Annotated in this window: 19 protein-coding genes, 1 tRNA gene and 1 pseudogene; 13 read left to right on the top strand and 8 right to left on the bottom strand. The window is 67.5% G+C overall.

Translation table 11 applies throughout. From position 1 onward, the window contains the following. Positions 1-164: 164 nt before the first annotated feature. The 3 genes from yidD to rpmH are packed head-to-tail and all read right to left on the bottom strand — an operon-like array spanning position 165 to position 960. Complete coding sequence (yidD, locus tag RLN94_RS05815; protein ID WP_350130882.1) at positions 165-404, bottom strand: membrane protein insertion efficiency factor YidD; 240 nt, start codon at positions 402-404, stop codon at positions 165-167. Beyond that, positions 401-802 carry a ribonuclease P protein component gene (gene rnpA / locus RLN94_RS05810; protein WP_350130881.1) on the bottom strand — a complete coding sequence of 134 codons (402 nt, stop codon included), beginning with the start codon at positions 800-802 and terminating at the stop codon, positions 401-403. The genes yidD and rnpA overlap by 4 nt, the downstream gene beginning before the upstream one ends. A 23-nt stretch (positions 803-825) precedes the next feature. After that, entirely contained in the window at positions 826-960 is a 135-nt protein-coding gene (rpmH, locus tag RLN94_RS05805; protein ID WP_012177012.1) for a 50S ribosomal protein L34, read from the bottom strand. A 286-nt stretch (positions 961-1,246) separates the two neighbouring features. Here rpmH and RLN94_RS05800 point away from each other — a divergent pair, with 286 nt between their 5' ends. From RLN94_RS05800 to RLN94_RS05765, 8 genes are all read left to right on the top strand, one after another. Next, positions 1,247-1,996 carry a TVP38/TMEM64 family protein gene (locus RLN94_RS05800; protein WP_350133057.1) on the top strand — a complete coding sequence of 250 codons (750 nt, stop codon included), beginning with the start codon at positions 1,247-1,249 and terminating at the stop codon, positions 1,994-1,996. Then, positions 1,989-3,416 (top strand): dihydrolipoyl dehydrogenase family protein, encoded by a 1,428-nt coding sequence (locus RLN94_RS05795; RefSeq protein WP_350133059.1) that lies wholly within the window; start codon positions 1,989-1,991, stop codon positions 3,414-3,416. Before RLN94_RS05800 ends, RLN94_RS05795 begins: the two co-directional genes overlap by 8 nt. Positions 3,417-3,428: 12 nt before the next feature. Then, positions 3,429-4,820, top strand: coding sequence for a sensor histidine kinase (locus tag RLN94_RS05790; protein WP_350133061.1), 1,392 nt, complete (start codon positions 3,429-3,431; stop codon positions 4,818-4,820). A gap of 60 nt (positions 4,821-4,880) precedes the next feature. Then, positions 4,881-4,957, top strand: a tRNA-Arg gene (locus RLN94_RS05785). Between the two features lie 354 nt (positions 4,958-5,311). After that, on the top strand, positions 5,312-5,959 hold the full coding sequence (locus tag RLN94_RS05780; RefSeq protein WP_350133063.1) for an NUDIX hydrolase: 648 nt from the start codon (positions 5,312-5,314) through the stop codon (positions 5,957-5,959). After that, the gene (locus RLN94_RS05775) at positions 5,956-6,759 is read left to right on the top strand and encodes an inositol monophosphatase family protein (RefSeq protein ID WP_350133065.1); all 804 of its coding nucleotides are present in this window, start codon (positions 5,956-5,958) and stop codon (positions 6,757-6,759) included. The genes RLN94_RS05780 and RLN94_RS05775 overlap by 4 nt, the downstream gene beginning before the upstream one ends. Before the next feature lie 51 nt (positions 6,760-6,810). After that, positions 6,811-7,863, top strand: coding sequence for an AbrB family transcriptional regulator (locus RLN94_RS05770; RefSeq protein WP_350133067.1), 1,053 nt, complete (start codon positions 6,811-6,813; stop codon positions 7,861-7,863). A gap of 67 nt (positions 7,864-7,930) precedes the next feature. Continuing rightward, entirely contained in the window at positions 7,931-8,686 is a 756-nt protein-coding gene (locus RLN94_RS05765; protein WP_350133069.1) for an SDR family NAD(P)-dependent oxidoreductase, read from the top strand. A gap of 25 nt (positions 8,687-8,711) precedes the next feature. On the opposite strand, the gene RLN94_RS05760 is transcribed toward RLN94_RS05765, so the two are convergent. Then, positions 8,712-9,128 (bottom strand): cell division protein ZapA, encoded by a 417-nt coding sequence (locus RLN94_RS05760; RefSeq protein ID WP_350133071.1) that lies wholly within the window; start codon positions 9,126-9,128, stop codon positions 8,712-8,714. A 2-nt stretch (positions 9,129-9,130) separates the two neighbouring features. Continuing rightward, complete coding sequence (locus RLN94_RS05755) at positions 9,131-9,649, bottom strand: hypothetical protein (RefSeq protein WP_350133073.1); 519 nt, start codon at positions 9,647-9,649, stop codon at positions 9,131-9,133. 187 nt (positions 9,650-9,836) lie between these two features. On the opposite strand from RLN94_RS05755, the gene tkt reads away from it, so the two are divergent. Then, positions 9,837-11,855 carry a transketolase gene (gene tkt, locus RLN94_RS05750; protein ID WP_350133075.1) on the top strand — a complete coding sequence of 673 codons (2,019 nt, stop codon included), beginning with the start codon at positions 9,837-9,839 and terminating at the stop codon, positions 11,853-11,855. A gap of 99 nt (positions 11,856-11,954) precedes the next feature. Here tkt and RLN94_RS05745 read toward each other — a convergent pair whose 3' ends face one another. The 3 genes and pseudogenes from RLN94_RS05745 to RLN94_RS05735 form a co-directional block, all read right to left on the bottom strand. After that, a complete protein-coding gene (locus RLN94_RS05745) occupies positions 11,955-13,520 on the bottom strand; it encodes a calcium-binding protein (RefSeq protein WP_350133077.1) in 1,566 nt (521 codons plus the stop codon). 90 nt (positions 13,521-13,610) lie between these two features. Next, positions 13,611-14,582 (bottom strand): DUF808 domain-containing protein, encoded by a 972-nt coding sequence (locus tag RLN94_RS05740; RefSeq protein WP_350133079.1) that lies wholly within the window; start codon positions 14,580-14,582, stop codon positions 13,611-13,613. Positions 14,583-14,621: 39 nt separating this feature from the next. Beyond that, positions 14,622-16,528: pseudogene (locus tag RLN94_RS05735) on the bottom strand (cation:proton antiporter domain-containing protein). Positions 16,529-16,676: 148 nt separating this feature from the next. On the opposite strand from RLN94_RS05735, the gene RLN94_RS05730 reads away from it, so the two are divergent. The 4 genes from RLN94_RS05730 (at position 16,677) to RLN94_RS05715 (ending at position 20,565) form a co-directional block, all read left to right on the top strand. Continuing rightward, entirely contained in the window at positions 16,677-18,155 is a 1,479-nt protein-coding gene (locus tag RLN94_RS05730; protein WP_350133081.1) for a DUF5818 domain-containing protein, read from the top strand. Between the two features lie 240 nt (positions 18,156-18,395). After that, the gene (locus RLN94_RS05725) at positions 18,396-19,004 is read left to right on the top strand and encodes a hypothetical protein (protein ID WP_350133083.1); all 609 of its coding nucleotides are present in this window, start codon (positions 18,396-18,398) and stop codon (positions 19,002-19,004) included. Positions 19,005-19,273: 269 nt separating this feature from the next. Further along, a complete protein-coding gene (gap, locus tag RLN94_RS05720; RefSeq protein WP_350133085.1) occupies positions 19,274-20,275 on the top strand; it encodes a type I glyceraldehyde-3-phosphate dehydrogenase in 1,002 nt (333 codons plus the stop codon). A gap of 146 nt (positions 20,276-20,421) precedes the next feature. Next, positions 20,422-20,565, top strand: coding sequence for a hypothetical protein (locus RLN94_RS05715; protein WP_350133087.1), 144 nt, complete (start codon positions 20,422-20,424; stop codon positions 20,563-20,565). Positions 20,566-20,761: the final 196 nt, after the last annotated feature.

The following is a 20,761-nucleotide window of genomic DNA, read 5'->3' as shown; positions in this document are numbered from 1 at the left end:
GCGAAGACGGTTATCCTCCCGCATCCTCACAGTCCGGGGCGACCGAAAACCCCGGCAGAGCTCAGGCCAAAGCGGTAGCCGCTTCAGAACCACCTCGGACATCCACCTGCGAGAGAGGCGTGCGTTTCGCTGAGGTCTCTTAAAAGAAAACGGGACGAATTCTTTTAAAGAATTCGGGGCTTCCGCTCGGGCACCGGGTCATACCCGCATTTGCCCCACGGGTTGCACCGCGCGATCCGGCGCAGCGCCAGCCAGCCGCCCTTGACCGCCCCATGCGTTTCCAGCGCCTCCAGCGCGTAGGCGCTGCAGGTCGGCTGGTACCGGCAATGCCAGCCCACCCAAGGGCTGAAGATCAGCCGGTATGCCTTGACCGGCAGTGAAAGGATATAGGCAAGGGGGCTCATGCGCCGTGCAGCTTGCGCAGGGCGTAGAGGAAATCGCGCTGCAAATCCTCGAAGTCGCGCGCCGCCGTCACCTCGGGCCGGCCGATCAGGGCGTAATCCCAGCCCGCGCGGCCATGCTCGGGCAGAAGCAGCCTTGCCACCTCGCGCAGGCGCCGCTTGGCGCGGTTGCGCGCCACGGCATTGCCGACCTTCTTGGAACAGGTGAAGCCCACGCGCACCGTCGCGTCGCCATCGCCCCGGTCGCGCCCCTGCACCAGCATCGAGCCGGTGCCCTGCCGCCGCGCGCGGTTCAGCGCCAGGAAATCGGGCCGTTTGCGCAGGCGCCGGACGCAAAGAGACACCGCCGGGGGCGTATTCCCCGTGTTCTCGACGGGGGCCTCCGGCGGTGCCGTGATCATGGTAGAACCTGGAAGGCCGAGGCTTACGCGCTCAGCGACTTGCGGCCACGGGCGCGGCGCGCGTTCAGGATCTTGCGGCCCGCCTTCGTGGCCATGCGCGCACGGAAGCCGTGCCGGCGCTTGCGAACCAGGTTCGAGGGTTGAAAGGTGCGTTTCATCGCTCCGGTCTCCGGTCTTGCGGGGCCGTCTGCCGGAATCGGCGCAGCCCGGGGAATGCTTCGAAGCCCGGTCTATAGTCGCGCGGCGGTCCCAAGTCAAACCCGCCCAAGCGGTTTTGCAACAAAAACCGTGCGCGGCCCGGCGCTTCTGTTACAAAAGCCGGGGATTTCCTTCATTTACGCCGTCCGGGGCCGCTTTCCCCTCACCCCGGATCACCGCCGCGTGAACCCCCTTTCCCGAACGCGCGACATGGCGCATCTAGGTCTCAGGCGAAGGGAAACGGCGATGGAACGGGATGAGCAGATGGACGAGGCGCGGCACGGCACCTTTCGACCCCTGGCACGGCACATACCGCTCGCCGTCATCGCGGCGGCGGCCATCATCGGCTTCTTCACCCTCGGCGACCTGCTGAGCTTCGAGACGCTGCGCGCCCATCGCGAGACGCTGATCGCCTTTCGCGACGCCAATTTCACCGGGCTGGCGCTGGCCTTCATCGGCATCTACGTGGTGATCGTCGCCTTTTCCCTGCCCGGCGCGGCGGTGGCCTCGGTCACCGGCGGGTTCCTGTTCGGGCTGGCGCTGGGGACGCTCTTCAACGTGCTGGCCGCCTCGATCGGGGCGATCGCCATCTTCCTCGCCGCCCGCTGGGGGCTGGGCCGGGTGCTGGCCGAGAGGATCGAAACCTCGGAAGGCACGCTGAAGAAGATCAAGGCGGGGCTGCACGAGAACGAGGTCAGCGTGCTCTTTCTCATGCGGCTCGTGCCGGTGGTGCCGTTCTTCGTGGCGAACCTCCTGCCCGCGCTGGTCGGCGTGCGCTTCGTCAATTTCGCGCTGACGACCGTGCTGGGCATCATCCCCGGCGCGCTGGTCTTCACATGGATCGGCGTGGGGCTGGGCGAGGTGTTCGACCGCGGCGAAAGCCCCGACCTGTCGCTTCTGTGGGAGCCGCAAGTGATCGGGCCGATCCTCGGGCTCTGCGTGCTGGCGGCGCTGCCCATTCTCATCAAGCACATGAAAGGCCGCAAGAATGCCTGAACCCAAGCGCCTGACCCCCGACCTCCTTGTGATCGGCGCGGGCTCCGGCGGGCTGTCGGTGGCCTCGGGCGCGGTGCAGATGGGTGCTTCGGTGGTGCTGCTGGAAGGGCACCGGATGGGGGGCGACTGCCTGAATTTCGGCTGCGTGCCCTCAAAGGCGCTGATCGCCAGTGCCAAGGCCGCACATTCGCAGGCCCATTCCGCCCCCTACGGCGTGGCCAGTGTGACGCCGAAGGTCGACTACGCCGCCGCGATGGAGCATGTGGCCCAGGCCATCGCCACGATCGAGCCGCATGACAGCCAGGAGCGGTTCGAGACACTCGGCGTCACGGTGATCCGCGAGTATGGCGAGTTCATCTCGGCCAGGGAGGTGAAGGCCGGCGACACCATCATCCGGCCCCGCCGGATCGTCATCGCCACCGGCTCCTCGCCGCTCGTGCCGCCCATTCCGGGGCTCGAGAGCGTGCCCTATGACACCAACGAGACCCTCTTCGACCGGCGGGAAAAACCCGATCACCTGTTGATCATCGGCGGCGGGCCGATCGGGATGGAGATGGCGCAGGCGCATGTGCGGCTGGGCTGCAAGGTCACGGTGATCGAGGGCGCGAAGGCACTGGGGCAGGACGACCCGGAGCTGTCGGCCATCGTGCTCGACCGCCAGCGCGCCGAAGGCGTCGAGATTGCCGAGGGCGCGCAGGCGTCGGAGATCAGCGGCCAAGCCGGCGCCATCGAGGTGACGACCAAGGACGGGCGCCGCTTCGGCGGCACCCACCTGCTGATCGCCGTGGGCCGCAAACCCAATATCGACCGGCTCGCCCTCGACAAGGCCGGCATCGAGACCACGAAACGGGGTATCAAGACCGACAGCGGCCTCCGCACCACCAACCGCCGCGCCTATGCCATCGGCGACGTGGCGGGCGGCCTGCAATTCACCCATGTCGCCAGCTACCACGCCGGCATCGTGATCCGCTCGGCCGTGCTGGGCCTGCCCGCCAGGACCAAGACGGCGCATATCCCGCATGTCATCTATACCGATCCGGAACTGGCGCAGGTCGGCCTGACCGAGGCGCAGGCGCGCGAGACCCATGGCGGCAATCTCGAGGTGATCCGCACCGACTATGCCCGCAACGACCGCGCCATCGCCGAGCGCCGGACCACCGGTTTCCTCAAGGTGATGGTGGTGCGCGGCCGGCCCGTCGGCGCCTCGATGGTGGGCGCGCAGGCGGGTGAACAGATCGGTCTCTGGGCGCTCGTCCTTGCCAACACCCTAAAAATGAGCCAGATCGCGGGGATGGTCGCGCCCTACCCCACGTTGGGCGAGATCAACAAAGCGGCCGCCGGGGCCTATTTCTCTCCGCGACTGTTTGATAATCCTATTGTGAAGAAAGTCGTGGGGCTGGTGCAACGCTGGCTCCCCTGATCCGGGCGGCATATGCGGTTTTTCAAGACTCTTTCCGGGCGTTTCCTCGTTCTGACCGCGATCTTCGTCATGCTGGCGGAGGTGCTGATCTTCGTGCCTTCCGTCGCCCGGTTCCGCGAGGATTTCCTGATGTCCCGGCTGGAACGGGCACAGATCGCCTCGCTGGCGCTTCTGGCCAACGAGGACATCACCGACGAGCTGCAGGAGGAGCTGCTGCTCAACGCCGGGGTCTTCAACGTGGTGCTGCGGCGCGACGCGGCGCGGCAACTGGTGTTGAGCTCGCCCATCCCCTCGCCCATTCACGCCACCTACGACCTGCGCAACCCCGCCCCGTTCGAGCTGATCGGCGACGCGCTGGCGGCGCTGGCCGACCCGACGCCGCGGGTGATCCGGGTGATCGGCGAGCCGGCACAGATGGCGGGGCTCCTGATCGAGGTGACGCTGGAATCGGCGCCCTTGCGCAGTGCGATGATCGACTATGGCCTGCGCATCCTGCTTCTGTCGGCGGTGATCTCGGTCTTCACCGCGGTGCTGCTCTTCCTTGCGGTTCGCGGGCTGCTGGTGAAACCGATCCGCCGGGTGGTGGGGCATATGCAATCCTATGCCGCGGCGCCCGAGGATGCGCGGCAGGTGATCACCCCCTCCGCCGGCGTGACCGAGCTGCGCGAGGCCGAGGAGGCGCTGAAAACCCTGCAGACCCAGTTGACCCACGCGCTGAAACAGCGCGAGCGGCTGGCCCAGCTTGGCGGCGCGGTGGCCAAGGTCAGCCACGACCTGCGCAACATCCTCACCTCGGCCCAGCTTTTCACCGACCGGATCGAGATGAGCGAGGACCCGCAGGTCAAGCGCATGGCGCCGAAGCTGGTGAACTCGATCACCCGCGCGGTGCATCTCTGCGAGGCGACGCTGGCCTATGGAAGGGCCGAGGAACCGGCGCCGCAGATCGAGGACATCAACCTCGACAACCTCGTCGACGATGTCATCGAAAGCGAGCGGCTGGCCGTGGGCGAGGCCGGCATCAGCTTTTCCACCGACGTGCCGTCGCGCCTCACCGCCCGGGCCGATGGCGAACAGCTGCACCGGGTGCTGTCGAACCTGGTGCGCAACGCGCGGCAGGCGATCATCAATACCGGGCGCGAGGGCGAGATCGGCATCGCCGCCTATGACGAGGAGGACGACTGCATCATCACCGTCACCGATACCGGCCCCGGCCTGCCCCCCAAGGCGCGCGAGCACCTGTTCCAGCCCTTCCACGGCGGGGCGACCAAGGGCGGCACGGGCCTCGGCCTGTCGATCGCGCAGGAACTGGTGCGCGGGCATGGCGGCGACCTGACGCTGGCCCGCACCGACGAGACCGGCACGACCTTCGAGATCCGCCTGCCCCACGCCCCGAAACCGGGCTGACAATTTTGTCCCGCACCCCCTTGCATTGAGATGCCGCACCGTCTAGATGCTCGTCTCCACGGACCGATAGCTCAGCTGGATAGAGTACCTGACTACGAATCAGGGGGTCGGGGGTTCGAATCCTCCTCGGTCCGCCACTTCCCCCCTCTTAGCCGGATTTGAGGTGAACCATTCGAGGTGGAACCTGACGTATCCACGTAGCGCCTGCGCGGAATCGAGGGCTTCAGCCCGCCGCGCATCGACGGGCCGTACCGACGGCACGGCGATTTGGCTAGTGGAGCGCCACGCTCTTAGGTTGGATGTACTTGGCAGGCATAAATTGCCCATCACCAAGGTCGGTTCGCCGCACCACGGCCCGTCGATGCGCGGCTTCACAGCGTCGTCCGCCTCCCCGGGCCAGCCGCCCCCCATGGTTAACCCCACCCGCCCTATCGCCTCGACACCGGCGGGCAGACCTGCTCCATTGAACCAAACCGGAGGGGACAGCAGCCATGACCGACACGCCGCCCGATTATGCCTTCGCCCCGGCGCTGCGTCGCGGGATGGAGGGCCGGCTGGCCCGTTTCACCGCCGCCAGTGCCCGCACCGGAGGCCTGCGGCTGGCCGCCGTCGCCCTCCTCGTCGCCCCGCGGAAGGACAGCCGCGACGCGGGCGTGCTGGTCACCCTGCGGCCCACGCGGATCAACCGGCACAGCGGGCAATACGCCCTGCCCGGCGGCCGGCTCGACCCCGGCGAAACCCCGCTTCAGGCCGCCATCCGCGAAACGCGGGAGGAACTGGGCCTGACCCTGACCGAGGCAGACCTCATCGGCACGCTCGACGATTACCCCACCCGCTCGGGCTTCGCGATGATCCCGCATGTCTTCTGGTGCGCCGATATTTCCGCCATGCGGCCCGACCCGGCGGAGGTGGCGGAGGTGCATTCCCTGCCCCTTTCCGAGCTGGACAGCGACGATATCCCGCTGCTCGATCTGAAACCGCATAGCGAGCACCCCGTGCTCTCGGCCTTCTTCCCGACGTTGGGCCACACCATGTATGCCCCCACCGCCGCCGTGCTCTACCAGTTCCGCGAGGTGGCGGTGCGCGGGCGCGAGACGCGCGTGGCGCATTACGACCAGCCGGAATTCGCGTGGAAATGAGCGGGTCCGCCCTCGACGCGGCCCTCGTGACGGCGCATCTGCTTGCCGACGCGGCTGGCGAGATCGCCCGTGACCACTGGTTCGCCGCCTCCGAGGCCGGGCTGAAGCCCGACGGCACGGCCCTGACCGAGGCCGACACGCAGGTGGAGACGCGCCTGCGCGAGATCATCGCGGAGAGGCACCCCGATCACGGCATCCTTGGCGAGGAATATGGCGCCACGGGCCTCGAGCAGGACTTTGTCTGGGTGCTCGACCCGATCGACGGCACGCGGCAATTCGCGGCGCGGCTGATGAATTTCGGCGTGCTGATCGCGCTCTGCCACGAGGGGCGACCGGTGCTGGGCATCATCGACCAGCCGCTGGCCCGTGCGCGGTTTGCCGCCGCCGAGGGGCATGGCGCCACGCTCAACGGGGCGGCCATAACCGCCAGCGGCACCCGCGCCCTGTCGCAGGCGACCGTGGCCATCGCCAACCCCGCCTCCTTCCCCGAGGAGATGCGCGAGGCCGCTGACAGCATCGCCGAGGCCGCGCGGCTGACCGTCTATGACGGCGGCTGCCTGGCCTATGGCGCGCTGGCGCGCGGGCAGGTCGATCTCTGCCTCAACGGCCCCGACCTCGACCCTTATGACATCTGCGCGCTGGTGCCCATTGTCACGCAAGCCGGCGGCACCATCACCGATTGGGAGAACCGGCCCCTCACCCTCGCCTCCGAGGGCGCGATCCTCGCCGCCGCGACGCCCGCGCTGCACGCGCAGGCGCTCGACCGGCTGACCCGGCACGATCCGGTCTGGATCCCCTGACACGGGCCCCACCGGCTTGCACCTCCCCCCGTCCGGTGGTTCATAGGCGGCATGGCAAACATCCTTGTCACCTTCGGCCTGATCTGCCTGGGCGCGCTGACCGGCTGGGCGGCCTCGCTCCTCGGGCTGCCGCTGCCCTACCTGATCGGGCCGCTCCTGATTTGTGCGGCCATCGCCACGATCCTGCCGCACCGCCTGCCCGAGGGGTACCGCTTCTCGCACCGACTGCGGACGATCTTCACCGGCGTGATCGGGCTGATGATCGGGGCGCAGGTGACGCCGGAGCTGTTCGCCCAGGCCCCCGAATTCGTGATCACCTTCACCGCGCTGACGCTGTTCGTGGGCGTCTGCCTGGCCTTCAATTTCTGGGTCTTCCGCCGGCTCGGCGGTTACGACCGGGTTACCGCCTTCTATTCCAGCACCCCCGGCGGGCTGTACGAATCCCTGGCGCTGGGCGAGGCGGCGGGCGGCGACGTGGCGCGCCTGACGCTGCAGCAGTTCCTGCGGGTCATCGTGGTGGTCACCGCCCTGCCCGTGGGCCTGTCGCTCTGGCTGGGCGAGCCGGTGGGCAGCTCGGGCGGCGTGACGCTGGCGCGGGACGACGTGCCGTGGACGGACCTGCCCTATATCGTGCTGGCCGGCGCGGCGGGGTATTTCGGCGGCAGGCTGCTGCGCTTTCCGGCAGCCCAGCTGACCGGGCCGATGGCGGCGGCGGCGATCCTGTCGGTGACCGGGTTCTTCCATGTCGACATCCCCGTCTGGCTGGTCAACATCGCCCAGATCATCGTGGGCTGTGCGCTGGGCATGCGCTTTACCGGCCTGTCGCGCGGGCTGATCCTGCGCGGCGCGGGGCTGTCGCTTCTGTCGGTGGGCGGCATGCTGGTGCTGGCGCTGGTCTTTGCCGTCGCGGTCGTGCCCTTCGTGGCGGAACCGATCGACGTGCTGCTGATCAGCTTCGCCCCCGGCGGCGTGACCGAGATGTCGCTGGTGGCGCTCAGCCTGCAGGCCAACCCCGCCTTCGTCACCCTGCACCACATCTTCCGCATCCTGATGACAGTGATCTGGCTGATGGCCTCGGCGCCGTGGGTGCGGCGCAATTTCTGAGACTTTGACACGCGGCCATCCGCGGGTTATCTGAACGCATGTTCATTTCCTGACGGGAGAGCCGCCCATGCGTATCGAAGACACCGCCGCCATCATCACCGGGGGCGCCTCGGGCCTCGGCGAGGCCACCGCCCGCCAATTCCGCGAACGCGGCGCACAGGTCACCCTGCTCGACCGCGACGAGGAACGCGGCACCGCCGTGGCGAACGACATCGGCGCCGGTTTCGTCAAGACCGACGTGACCGACGAGGCCTCGGTTCAGGCCGCCATCGCGGCGGCGTCCGAGGCGATGGGCCGGATCACCTGCGCGGTCAACTGCGCCGGCATCGCGCCCGCGGCCAAGACGCTGGGCAAGGACGGCCCGCATGACCTCGGCACCTTCCGGCAGACCATCGACGTGAACCTCGTGGGCAGTTTCAATGTCGGACGCCTTGCCGCCGCCGAGATCGCGAAAAACGAGCCCAGCGACGACAACCTGCGCGGGGTGATCATCAACACCGCCTCGATCGCCGCCTTCGAGGGGCAGAAGGGCCAAGCGGCCTATGCCGCGTCGAAAGGCGGGATCGTCGGGCTGTCGCTGCCGATGGCGCGCGACCTTGCGCGCGAGGGGATCCGGGTCATGGCCATCGCGCCGGGCCTGATGCTGACGCCGATGCTGCTGGGCCTGCCGCAGGAGGTGCAGGACCAGCTGGCCGCCGACGTCACCTGCCCCCGGCGGCTCGGCGACCCGGCGGAATACGCGAGCCTCGCCCGTTTCATCGTGGAATGCGATTACCTAAACGGCGACGTGATCCGGATCGACGGCGCGCTGCGCATGCAATAGCGCCCGCGCCGCCGGCAAGGGCGGATCAGGCGTTTTCCTCTTCCGCCTGCCGGTCTCCGGCGCCGCCATCGACCTGGTCGGCCAGCGCCTCGGCCCGCGCGGCCAGCTCGGCCATCGCGTCCATCACGTCGTCGGGCAGAACCGGCACCTCGACCCGCTGCGGCTCGGCCTGCGCGTTGCGCAACTGCTCGAGCTCGGCCTCCTTCTCCTGCAGCTTGTCCTCGGCCTCGCGCAGCTTGTCCTGCATCCCGGCGGTCTTGTCGGCCAGCATCAGCCCGGCCATCAGCAGCATCCGCGCCTCGGGGATGCGGCCGATCTGCGAGGCCAGCACCGTGGCCTCCTCGTCCAGCATCTTGGCGGCGAACTTGAGGTAATGCTCCTCGCCCTCCTGGCAGGCGACCTCGAAGGTCCGGCCGCCGATTTCAATCTCGATCTCGGGCATGCTCACTTCTCCGCCTGTTTCGCGGCCCGCAGGTTTTCGACCGCCTCGTTCAGCTCCGTGTAGATGATCGTGGTCTCGGCCCGGTCTGCGGCACGCACCGCGCGCAGCCCTTCCAGCTCGACCTCCATCGCCGTGTTGATCAGCTCGGCATCGCCGACGCCGGCGCCGTTGGCCTCGCGCAGCAGGCTGTTGATCTCGCGCAGCTTGTCGTTCGCGGCGCGCAGGCCCTGCAGCTCGCCATCGAATTTCTTGAGGCTGCCGGCGATATCGTCGCGTGCCGACTGAAGCTCTTCTTCCAGCCGCTGCCGGCGGAGCTGAAGCTTCTTGACCCGCTCCTGCAACTGCTCGTTGGCGATCCGCTCGTCCTCGAGCTCCTGCTGCAGCGCCTCGAGCGCGCCGGGCTCCGCCGCGGCGGGGGCGCCCCCCTCGGCTCCGCCGGCCTCTCCCATGCGGTCGATCCCCTGTCCGATCCGGTCGAGCGCGGCGGTGATCCGGCCCTGTAGATCCTCTATCTGGCTCATATCCCCAGTCCTTCGTCTGCTTTTCTTGGTTCGGCCGCGAATCGGCGGCTGAACGTCCTGCAGCAAGTCTACAAAATCGCAGGGAAAAGTTCGCCCCCTCAAAATTCGCGCCTGCAGGCCGCTTGAACTTTGGTCCGTGGCTGCTATTCAGCCGTCAACCGGTTTTCATATCAAGGATGCCCGACCCGTGGATATCGCCGCCCTTCGCACTGCCAATCCCGATCACTGGAAAAAGGCCGCGGCGATCCGCGCGCTGACGCTCGACGCCGTGCACGCGGCCAATTCCGGCCATTCCGGCATGCCGATGGGCATGGCCGACGTGGCCACCGTGCTGTTCGAGAAACACCTGAAATTCGACGCGGCCGACGCCAACTGGCCGGATCGTGACCGGTTCATCCTGTCGGCGGGCCACGGCTCGATGCTGATCTATTCGCTGCTCTACCTCACGGGTTACGCGGGCATGACCCTCGACCAGATCCGCAATTTCCGCCAATGGGGCGCGATCACGGCCGGGCACCCGGAAAACTTCCTGCACGACGCCATCGAGACCACCACCGGCCCGCTGGGCCAGGGTATCGCCAATTCCGTGGGCTTCGCCATCGCCGAGGAGGCGCTGCGCGCCCGGTTCGGCCGCAAGCTCGTGGATCATTACACCTATGTCATCGCCGGCGACGGCTGCCTGATGGAAGGTGTCAGCCAGGAGGCGATCACGCTGGCGGGGCGCCAGTCGCTGGGCAAGCTGATCGTGCTGTGGGACAACAACAACATCACCATCGACGGCGAGGTGGGCCTCGCCGACCGCACCGACCAGCCCAAGCGCTTTGCCTCGGCCGGCTGGCAGGTGATCGAGATCGACGGCCATGACCCCGGGGCCATCGACGCCGCGCTGACCAAGGCGAAGAACTCGCGCCGGCCGACGATGATCGCCTGCAAGACACATATCGCCCTCGGCCACGCGGCGCAGGACACCTCCAAGGGCCACGGCGCGCTGACCGACGCGGATCAGCTCCGCGCCGCCAAGGAGGCCTATGGCTGGACAGGCGGCCCGTTCGAGGTGCCCGACGACATCAAGACCGCCTGGGAAGCGATCGGCCGCCGCGGCGCCGAGGAACGCGCCGCATGGGAGGCCCGCCTGGCCGAGACCTCCGAGCGCCGCCAGAACGAGTTCGCCCGCGTCATCGCCGGCGAGGCGCCCAAGAAGCTGTCGGCGCGGATCACCGCGCTGAAGAAACAGATCAGCGCCGAGGCGCCCAAGGTCGCCACCCGCAAGTCGAGCGAGATGGTGCTCGAGGTGATCAACCCGATCATGCCCGAAACCATCGGCGGATCGGCCGACCTGTCGGGCTCCAACAACACCCGCACCGGCGACATGTCGGTCTTCGACATCGGCAACCGCAAGGGCCGCTACATCCATTACGGCATCCGCGAGCACGGCATGGCGGCGGCGATGAACGGCATGGCCCTGCATGGCGGCGTGCGCCCCTATGGCGGCACCTTCATGTGCTTCACCGATTATGCCCGCCCCTCGATGCGGCTGGCCGCGCTGATGAAGGTGCCGACCGTCTTCGTCATGACCCATGACAGCATCGGCCTCGGCGAGGACGGGCCGACGCACCAGCCGGTCGAACATCTCGCGATCAGCCGGGCCACGCCCAACACCCATGTCTACCGCCCCTGCGACACGGTCGAGACGGCGGAAGCCTGGGAACTGGCGCTGCAATCCACCTCGACGCCGTCGGTCCTGTCGCTGACCCGCCAGGGCGTGCCGACGCTCCGGACCGAGCACAGGCGGCGCAACATGACCGCGCTTGGCGCCTACGTGCTGGCTGATTCCGAAGCGGCGAGAAAGGCGATCCTGATGGCCACCGGCTCCGAGGTCCACGTGGCGCTCGCCGCCCGCGACCTGCTCGAGGCCGAGGGGATCGGCACCCGCGTCGTCTCGATGCCCTGCTGGGAGTTGTTCGCCGAACAGGACGAAAGCTATCGCAAGCGCGTGCTGCCCGGCGGCGACATCGTCCGCGTGGCGGTCGAGGCCGGCGTGCAGCAGGGCTGGGACCGCTGGCTTTGCGGCGAACGCGGCCGGGCGAAGAAGACCGGCTTCGTCGGCATGGACAGCTTCGGCGCCTCGGCCCCGGGCGAGGTGCTGTTCGAGAAGTTCGGCATCACGGCCGAGGCGGTGGCGGAAAAGGTGAAGTCGCTGCTCTGAGGCGACGGGCCGCGGCGGGCCCGTTTTGCGGACGGAAAACGGGATGGAAAATGCGTATTTTCCATCCCGGAATTTGCGCAAATTCCTGCCGCGCCCCGGCTAAAGCGCGAATGTCAGCTCCCCGCGATCCACCACCCGGATATCGGCCAGTGTCAGCGACTGCCCGCCCATCACGTTGGCCAGCACCATCCCGTCCAGCATGATGTCCGCCCCCTGCCCGTCCTCCCAGACGGCAACGGACAGATCCTCCGGATCCTCGGTCCGCGGCAGCGAGACGACGATCAGGTCCTCGGCCGGATCGTAATCCCTCACCTGTGTCGCGGGCAGCGGTTCCGCCCCTTCGAGCGTGCCCAGGTAGTCGATCCCGAACGTATCCGCCCCCGGGCCGCCGGTCAGATCCGCCCCGTTCTCCGAGATCAGCAGGTCGTCGCCCTCGCCGCCGATCAGCGTATCGGTCTCGACCGTCCGCACGATTATCGTCTGTCCGTTGCCGGCATCGAAATCTTCCACCATGCCGCCCGTGCCGGACAGCGAGTCGTTGCCCTCTCCGCCGATCACCAGATCCGCCCCGGCGCCGCGGTCGGCCCGGACCACGTCGTTACCGCCACCCGCGTCGATCATATTGGGCACGGAATTGCCCGCGATCCTGTCGTTGCCGTCGCCGGCGGTGAAGCTCTCGGCACCGGTCTCCTCGTCAAGGTGGAGCCGCACGTCGATCATCGACAGGTCGAGATCCTGCCCGCCCGCGATCTCGACGATCAGGTCGTCGCCATAGTAGAGGTCGGCGCCCGTGCCATCCTCCCACGGCTCGAGCGACAATTCCCCGCCGCTCGTCTCGTTGACGTCCAGAAGCACGACCAGTTCATCGGCCGCCGGGTCGAAATCGGTGATCTGGGCCACCTGCTCGTCGAACAGGTCGTCATGCAGGACGAACCTGTCCTCCCCCTCGCCGCCGGTCACCGTGCTGCCGCCCTCGAAGGAAAGCGCGTCGTCGCCATCCCCGCCATCCATCACGCTCCAGCCGGGGCCCGTGTCACGCGGGTTGTTCGCATCCCGCAACAGGTCATCGCCCGCGCCGCCCAGAAGCGTGTCGATCCCCGGCCCGCCCTCGACAAAGTCGTCGCCCCCGCCCCCGTCGACAAGGTCATCGCCCTCGCCGCCGTCGACCGAGTCGTCGCCGGGATTGCCGCGCACGGTGTCGTCGCCGCTGCCGCCTTCCACCCTGTCATTGCCACCGTCGCCGCGCAGCGAGTCCTCGCCCTCGCCGCCCAAAAGCACGTCGTTGCCCGGCCCGCCCGTCAGCGTGTCGTCGCCCTCGTCGCCAACAACTGTGTCATAGCCGAGATTGCCGGTGATCAGGTCGTCGCCGGCATAGCCGTACAACCGGTCGCCCTCGTCGGACCCCTCGATCGTGTCGTCGCCGGCGTAAAGCTCGCGCAGCTCTTCGTCGGTCAGCTCGTCTTCGGGATCGTCTTCGGGCTCGTCTTCGCCCGGCTCCCCGCCGGGTTCCTCGTCTTCCACCGGCGGCCCGTCGCCCCGGCCCAGCAGCTCCTCGAGGTCGATATCCTCGCCCGACGCCGCAACGGCATCATCGTCGTCATCCCCGCCCCAGTCGAACAGGAACGCCCCCGCGGCAAGCAGCGGCAACAGCAGCAAAAGTTCCAAAACAACACCCCCCGGCGAATACAACTCAAACGATACCCGCCTCGGGGGATAATACAAGGTGTCAGTCTGTTTCCGAAACCGGAACGCCCGTCAGACGAACGGGTTGAGCTTCGCGATCCGCGGCCAGACCGGCGCGATCAGCTTCGTGCCAACCGGCACCAGCAGCAGCCCCAGCGCCAGCCCGAACACACCGTCCAGCGCCGCGACGATCGTCCATGTCACGGCTTCGCTGGCCTTGCCGGCCTCGTGGCCGATATCCTCGGCGAAATGGTGGATCGCGTCGTAGATCACCGGCCAGCCCATCGTGTCGAGCCCGTGGATGATGATCGACCCGCCGACCCACAGCATCGCCGCCGTGCCCACCACCGTCAGCAGCCACATGAAGCCCGGCATCGCCCGCACGATCCCGCGCCCCAGCGCCCGGGTCAGCCCCAGCATCCCGTTCTCGGCCAGGTAGAGCCCGACGTCATCTGCCTTCACGATCAGCGCCACCGCGCCATAGACCGCCACGGTGATCCCGACCGCCACCACCGCCAGCGTCGCGCCTTCCATCCAGATGCTGCTGGGCGGAATGGCGGCGAGCGCGATGGTCATGATCTCGGCCGAGAGGATGAAATCGGTCTTGATCGCGCCCTTGATCTTTTCTTCTTCCAGGTGGGCCGGGTCGGTGATCTTGTGGCTGCCGTCCGGGCCGCCATGTTCGTGCCCGAACCCCAGCGCATGGGCCACCTTCTCGGCCCCCTCGAAACACAGGTAAGCCCCGCCAAGCATAAGAAGCGGCGGAATGAGCCATGGCGCGAAGGCCGACAGCGCCAGCCCGGCGGGTAACAGGAACACCAGCTTGTTGATCAGCGAGCCGCGCGCGATGCGCCAGACGATGGGCAACTCCCGCGCCGGGGCAAAGCCGGTCAGGTATTTCGGCGTCACCGCCGCGTCGTCGATCACCGCGCCCGCCGCCTTGGCCCCGGCCTTGGCCGCCTGCCCCGCCACGTCGTCGACCGAGGCCGCCGCCACCTTCGCCAGCGCCGCGACGTCGTCCAGTAATGCCAGAAGTCCGCTCATGCCTTATGTCCCCGACCCGAATCGTTGCCTTGAAGAAACCTAAGCCCCGCCACCCCGGATCCGTTCCATCCGGTCGCGCGTTTCCGCCTCCCAGACACCCCGGCGCGAGCGGACCAGCTCCACATAGGCCGTGTTCTCGTGCAGCGGCACGCCGCTGTCATAGGCCTCCGCCGCCTCCAGCATCGCAGCCTGGTCGGTCTCGACGAAAGCGTCGATCATCTGCTGGGCGACATCCCGCTCGATTCCCAGTGCCTCGAAGACCGAGCGGCTCATCCGCATGGAACTGTCGAAGGTCTCGCGGATGATGTCGCGACAGCCCAGCGTCCACAGCTCGTAGACGTGATCCCGGTCGACGGCGCGCGCCACGATATGCACCTGCGGATAGGTCTTGATGACGTGCTTGACGATCTCGTTGATCTGCGCGCGGTCGTCGATCGCCACGATCAGCATCTTCGCCGCGCCGATTCCCGCCGCGTGCAGCAGGTCGGGGCGCGAGGCGTCGCCGTAATAGTGCCGCGTGCCGAACCGTTCGAGGATATCGAGCCGTTTGGCGTTGTAGTCGATCACCGTGGTGCTCAGCCCCGCCGCCTTGACCACCCGGTCGATCAGCCCGCCCATCCGGCCCGCGCCGGCGATGATGATCTGCGTGTCGCCCGGCATCTCGTCGGCCTCGCGTTCCTGCACTTCGGAAAAGCGCGGCGCGATCACCCGGTCGTACAGGATGAACAGCCCCGGCGTCAGCAGCATCGACAGCGCCACGACAAGCAGCAGCGGCTCGGCCAGCGCCGGCGGAATGACCCCGTTCGCCACGGTGAAGGACAACAGGACGAACCCGAACTCTCCCGCCTGCGCCAGCCCCAGCGCGAACAGCCACCGGTCGGCGCCCCGAATCCGGAACACCACCGCCAGTACCAGCAGCACCGCCACCTTCGCCGCCATCAGGCCGAGGGTCATGCCGAGGATGGAAAACAGGTTCCCGAACAGCAGCGCGAAGTTGATCGAGGCGCCCACCGTCATGAAGAACAGCCCCAGCAGCAGCCCCCGGAACGGGTCGATATCGCTTTCCAGCTCGTGCCGGTAGGGCGAGTTGGCCAGCACCACGCCGGCCAGGAACGTCCCCAGCGCCGGCGACAGCCCCACCACCAGCATCAAAAGCGCGATGCCCACCACCATCAGAAGCGCCGTCGCGGTGAAAAGCTCGCGCAGCCCGGCCGCCGCGATGAAGCGGAAGACCGGCGTGGTCAGGTAGGACCCGCCGATCACCACCGCCGCCACCGCCGCGAAGGTCACCAGCGCCGTCTGCCAGCCCGAGAGACCGTCGACGAGGCTGATCGCGGGCCGTGCCCGCCCTCGTCATGCCCTGCGTCCGCTGCCCCGTGCGCCGCCTCCTCGGCGCCGTGCCCGACCACCGCCGCCGCGTGATCCGCCAGCTCCGGCAGCGCCAGCAGCGGCAGGAAGGCCAGCATCGGGATCACCGCGATGTCCTGCGTCAGCAGCACCGCGAAGGAGGATTGCCCGCCATCGGATTTCATCAGCCCCTTCTCGCCCAGGGTCTGCAGCACGATGGCGGTCGAGGACAGCGCGAAGACCAGCCCCACCGCCAGCGCCACCGACCACGACAGGCCCAGAAGCACCCCCGCGCCATAGACCAGCGCCACGGTCAGCCCGATCTGCCCGCCGCCCAGCCCCATCAGCCGCGCCCGCATCGACCACAGGTGCTTGGGCTCCAGCTCGAGGCCCACGAGGAACAGCATCATCACCACGCCGAACTCGGCGAAATGCTGGATCGAGACCACGTCGACCCTGAGCAGCGCCAGTACCGGGCCGATCACGATTCCCGCGATCAGGTAGCCCAGCACCGAGCCCAGCCCCAACCGCGTCGCGATCGGCACCGAGATCACCCCCGCCACGAGGAAGATGAACGCCAGCAGCAGAAAATCGGTCACGTCTCGTCCCCCGTCCTGTCCGGGCACATTACGCCCTGCATGCCTAGGAATAGCCGCCTCGCCCCCTGCCGCAAGGCCGAATTCCCCGGAACATGGCCCCCGGGGGTTTGGTTGGGCGCAAAGGAGAAGGAAAAACGGAGGAAATCTGATGAAACGCACAGCACCCCGCGCCGCCGTCATCGCGGCGGCCCTCACCGCCGGGGCGGGCATGGCAAACGCCCAGAGCGCCTGCGGCACGTCCTACGCGATCGAGCCGGGCGACACGCTCTACCAGGTCTCGCAGCGCTGCGACGTGGGCCTGACCCGGATCATGGAGCTTAACCCGAACATCAATGCCCGCGACCTGTCGGTCGGCCAGAGCGTCCGCCTGACCGTCGGCACACGCGCCGGGGGCGAGACCGAAACCGATTACGGCAACGGCACCCGCCGGGGCGCCGAAACCTACCGCGTCGGTCAGGGCGAAACCCTCTATTCCATCGCCCAGGCGGTCGGTGTGTCGATCATCGAACTGCTCAACGCCAACGGCGATATCGACCCCGCCGACCTGCGCGTGGGCGAGGTCATCGACATTCCCACCGACACCCCCTCCGCCGCCGTGCGGATCACCCCCGAAAGCGGCCCGCCGGAAACGCAGGTGACCCTGCGCGCCCGCAACCTGCGGCCCGATGACTGGGTCACCATCGGCGTCGGCCGGGTCTCGTCGGAATGGCGCGCCATGGGCCAGGCCCGCGCCAATGGCGAGGGCAACCTCTCGGCGCAGGTCGGCCTGCCCGACTGGGCCGATCCGGGCGACGACCTGATCTACGTGCTCGATACCGACCGGGGCATGACCCTCAAATCCGGCCGCTTCGAGGTCACCGGGCGCGACCGCGACCGTGACACCGGCGGCGGCAATGACCGGATCACGCTGGAAGGCCGCGTGAGCCAGGGCGCGGAATGCGCCACGCTCACCACCGACGACGGCGACACCTGGTCGCTCACCAGCGCCGATATCGACTTCACCTCCGGCGAATATGTCCGCGTCTCGGGCACCCGCGCCGACATGTCCTACTGCCAGCAGGGCATCGGCACGGTCGAGGTCGCCCGCCTCAACGAGGTCGCGCCGGAGAACGGTGACCGGAACGAGGGCCGCGACGGCGATGACGGCCGCGACGAGCGGGGCAATGACATGCTCACCCTCGAAGGCCGCGTCGGCGAGGGCGCCGAATGCGCCACGCTGACCACGTCGGACGGCGATGTGTGGTCCCTCACCAGCGCCGACGTCGATTTCACCGCCGGCGAGTACGTCCGCGTGCGCGGCGCCCGCAAGGCCGCCGCCTTCTGCCAGCAGGGGCTGGGCACCGTCGAGGTCACCCGCCTGACCGAGATCGACCGCGGCGGCGGTGACGGCGGTGAGGGCGACGCCCCCCGCAACGACCGCGTCACGCTGGAAGGCCGCGTGCAACAGGGCGTTGAATGCATGGTCCTGCGCACCAGCGACGGCGACACCTGGTCGCTGACCAGCGACGACGTCCGCTTCACCGAAGGCGAATATGTCGAAGTGAGCGGCACCCGCGCCGACATGTCCTTCTGCCAGCAGGGCACCGGCACGGTCGACGTCAACCGGATCAGAGAAGTGCCCAGCTAAGGGCGCCGATTTGAAACCTCACAGGGCCGGTCATCGCGACCGGCCCTTTTTTTGTCGGGTGGGGATATGGTTCCGTACCGTCAAACGGACAGATCGCTTTAAAAACAGGCGGCAGCGCCACAACTTTGGATATAATTCCAACACTTAAGGTTGATTAATGCGCGAAATCGCGCTCTTGACCTGTCAGGACGTTATCAGAAGTTAAAGCTTTACGAGCCTTGGCATTGGAAAGGATTATCCGTGAAGAACGTGATTGTCATCGCAACCTGGAGCAGCGGCTCCACCGCCATGACCGGGTATCTCGACAAATGTGGTGGGTATACCTGTCCCCCTCATGTCAAAACGAGAGACGAGCGTACACCTATCGCCTACGAGCCAAAGGCTTACCGTGACGCCTTGGCAGACCTTTTCGATGAATTCACCTTGCAGCGGAAGGGTGAACCGGCCGCGTTCTACAAGGCCTTCGACGCATGGTATGCAAAGGAAGTGAGACAGGCAAAAGCAGAGGGATGCACACATATCGTCCTCAAGCACCCGCTGCAGACCCTTGCGTTGCCTTACCTCGACCGCAAACTTTCCCCGTATTACGTCTTTGTTACCCGCCCGCTTGAGGATATCGAACAAACGCGCATGCGGCGCCGGATACACTCGATCTACGGGAAGAAAGGCGCCAAGCTGCTTTATCTGAATACGTTCAACTATCTGGTGGCAGAGGCAAAGCCCTTTATCGCAGTGCCCTTTCCACGGTTCCGACGGGACGAAGGCTTCCGCACGAAGGTTCTTGATTTTATCGAGCTTGATCCGGCAGAGGACCAGCTGAACGCCGCAGAGGACTTCCTGGTCAACTAGAGGGCGTTCAGGGTGATGGTTTCCCGGCCGCTGCAGCGCATGGCGAGTGCCTGCGGCGAAGGGCACGACATCCCGCAGAGCGTCACGGATCGCGGGATACCGTCCGTTCTGACAACCATCCCCGCCGCGTTAGCGCCACCATAAGCGCATCCCCGCCACACCTCCCCTACGTTATCGCTATCACTTTGATAAAGGCCGATTTTCACCTTTCTCCCCGCCCCGCCCGCGTCTATATCGCGGCCAACATCCACGCACCGGGAGTCTGCCTCATGACCATCACCGTCGGCATCAACGGGTTCGGCCGGATCGGCCGCTGCACCCTCGCCCATATCGCCACCAGCACGCGCAACGACATCAAGGTCGTGAAGGTCAACGCCACCGGCCCGCTGGAAACCGCCGCGCACCTGATCAAGTATGACAGCGTCCACGGCCGCTTCCCCAACGAGATCACGCTGGGCGACGGCACCATGGATCTCGGCCGCGGCCCGATGGAGATGTTCTCGACCTACGACATGGACGCGCTCGACTGGTCCGGCGTCGACGTGGTGCTCGAATGCACCGGCAAGTTCAACGACGGCAACAAGGCCAAGGCCCATCTCGAGCGCGGCGCCGGCAAGGTGCTGCTCTCGGCCCCCGGCAAGAATGTCGACCGCACCGTGGTCTACGGCGTCAACCACGAGGATCTGGCCGCCGGCGAGAAGATGATCTCGAACGGCTCCTGCACCACCAACTGCCTCGCGCCCGTCGCCAAGGTCCTGCACGAGGGGATCGGCATCGAAAGCGGCATCATGACCACGATCCACGCCTATACCGGCGATCAGCCGACGCTCGACCGGCGGCACAACGACCTCTACCGCGCCCGCGCGGCGGCCATGTCGATGATCCCCACCTCCACGGGTGCCGCCAAGGCGCTGGGCGAGGTTCTGCCCGATCTCAAGGGCAAGCTCGACGGCTCGGCCATCCGCGTGCCCACGCCCAACGTGTCCGCCGTCGACCTGACCTTCATCGCCAAGAAGGACGTGACGGAGGCCGACGTGAACGAGGTCGTCGCCGAAGCGGCGGCGGGCAAGCTGAAGGGCGTTCTGGGCTACGACCCCGAGCCCAAGGTCTCGATCGACTTCAACCATACCGAGGAAAGCTCGATCTTCGCCCCCGACCAGACCAAGGTCACCGGCGGCCGCCTGGTCCGCGTGCTGGCATGGTATGACAACGAATGGGGCTTCTCCTGCCGCATGGCCGACGTGGCCGTCGCCATGGGCCGCCTGTCCTGAGCGGCACGGCAGGGCCGGACGCCTGAAGCTTCAACGCCCGCGCAGGCCGCTGCGGGGGCGTTTTGCGCGGGCGCCCGCCCCTTGCACCCCCGCCCCGCCTCGGGCATATCCGGCTGACCAGCGGCAGACAGGACCGGGGCCGAGACATGAACAACCAGGTTGCACTTTTCCTAGGCGTGCTGATCCTGATCGGGCTCGGCGTCGATTACATGTATTACGACTGGTCCGGCTCGATCTTCCTGGCCCGCAAGCTCGCCGACCTGATCGAGTGGCTGGCCTTCTGGCGCTAGATGTGTTCCAGCCGGGGTGTTTCAACGCGCCAGGGCATACGGTGGGTTTGCACCCACCCTACGGGCCGTCCTTGCCCGCCCCGGGCCTGACCCGGGGCCTCCGGCGCACCGATCATAAAGAGCTGGCACACGCCCGGAACAAAGCCGCGCTTTAGCGCGGCGCCCGGGGGGGGGCCCCCCCCCCCCCCGCGGCGGC

The sequence above is a fragment of the Roseovarius sp. genome (assembly GCF_040223625.1).
GTDB lineage: Bacteria > Pseudomonadota > Alphaproteobacteria > Rhodobacterales > Rhodobacteraceae > Roseovarius.
Note: the sequence above shows the minus strand (reverse complement) of the source record. Positions and strands in the feature narration are given on the sequence as shown.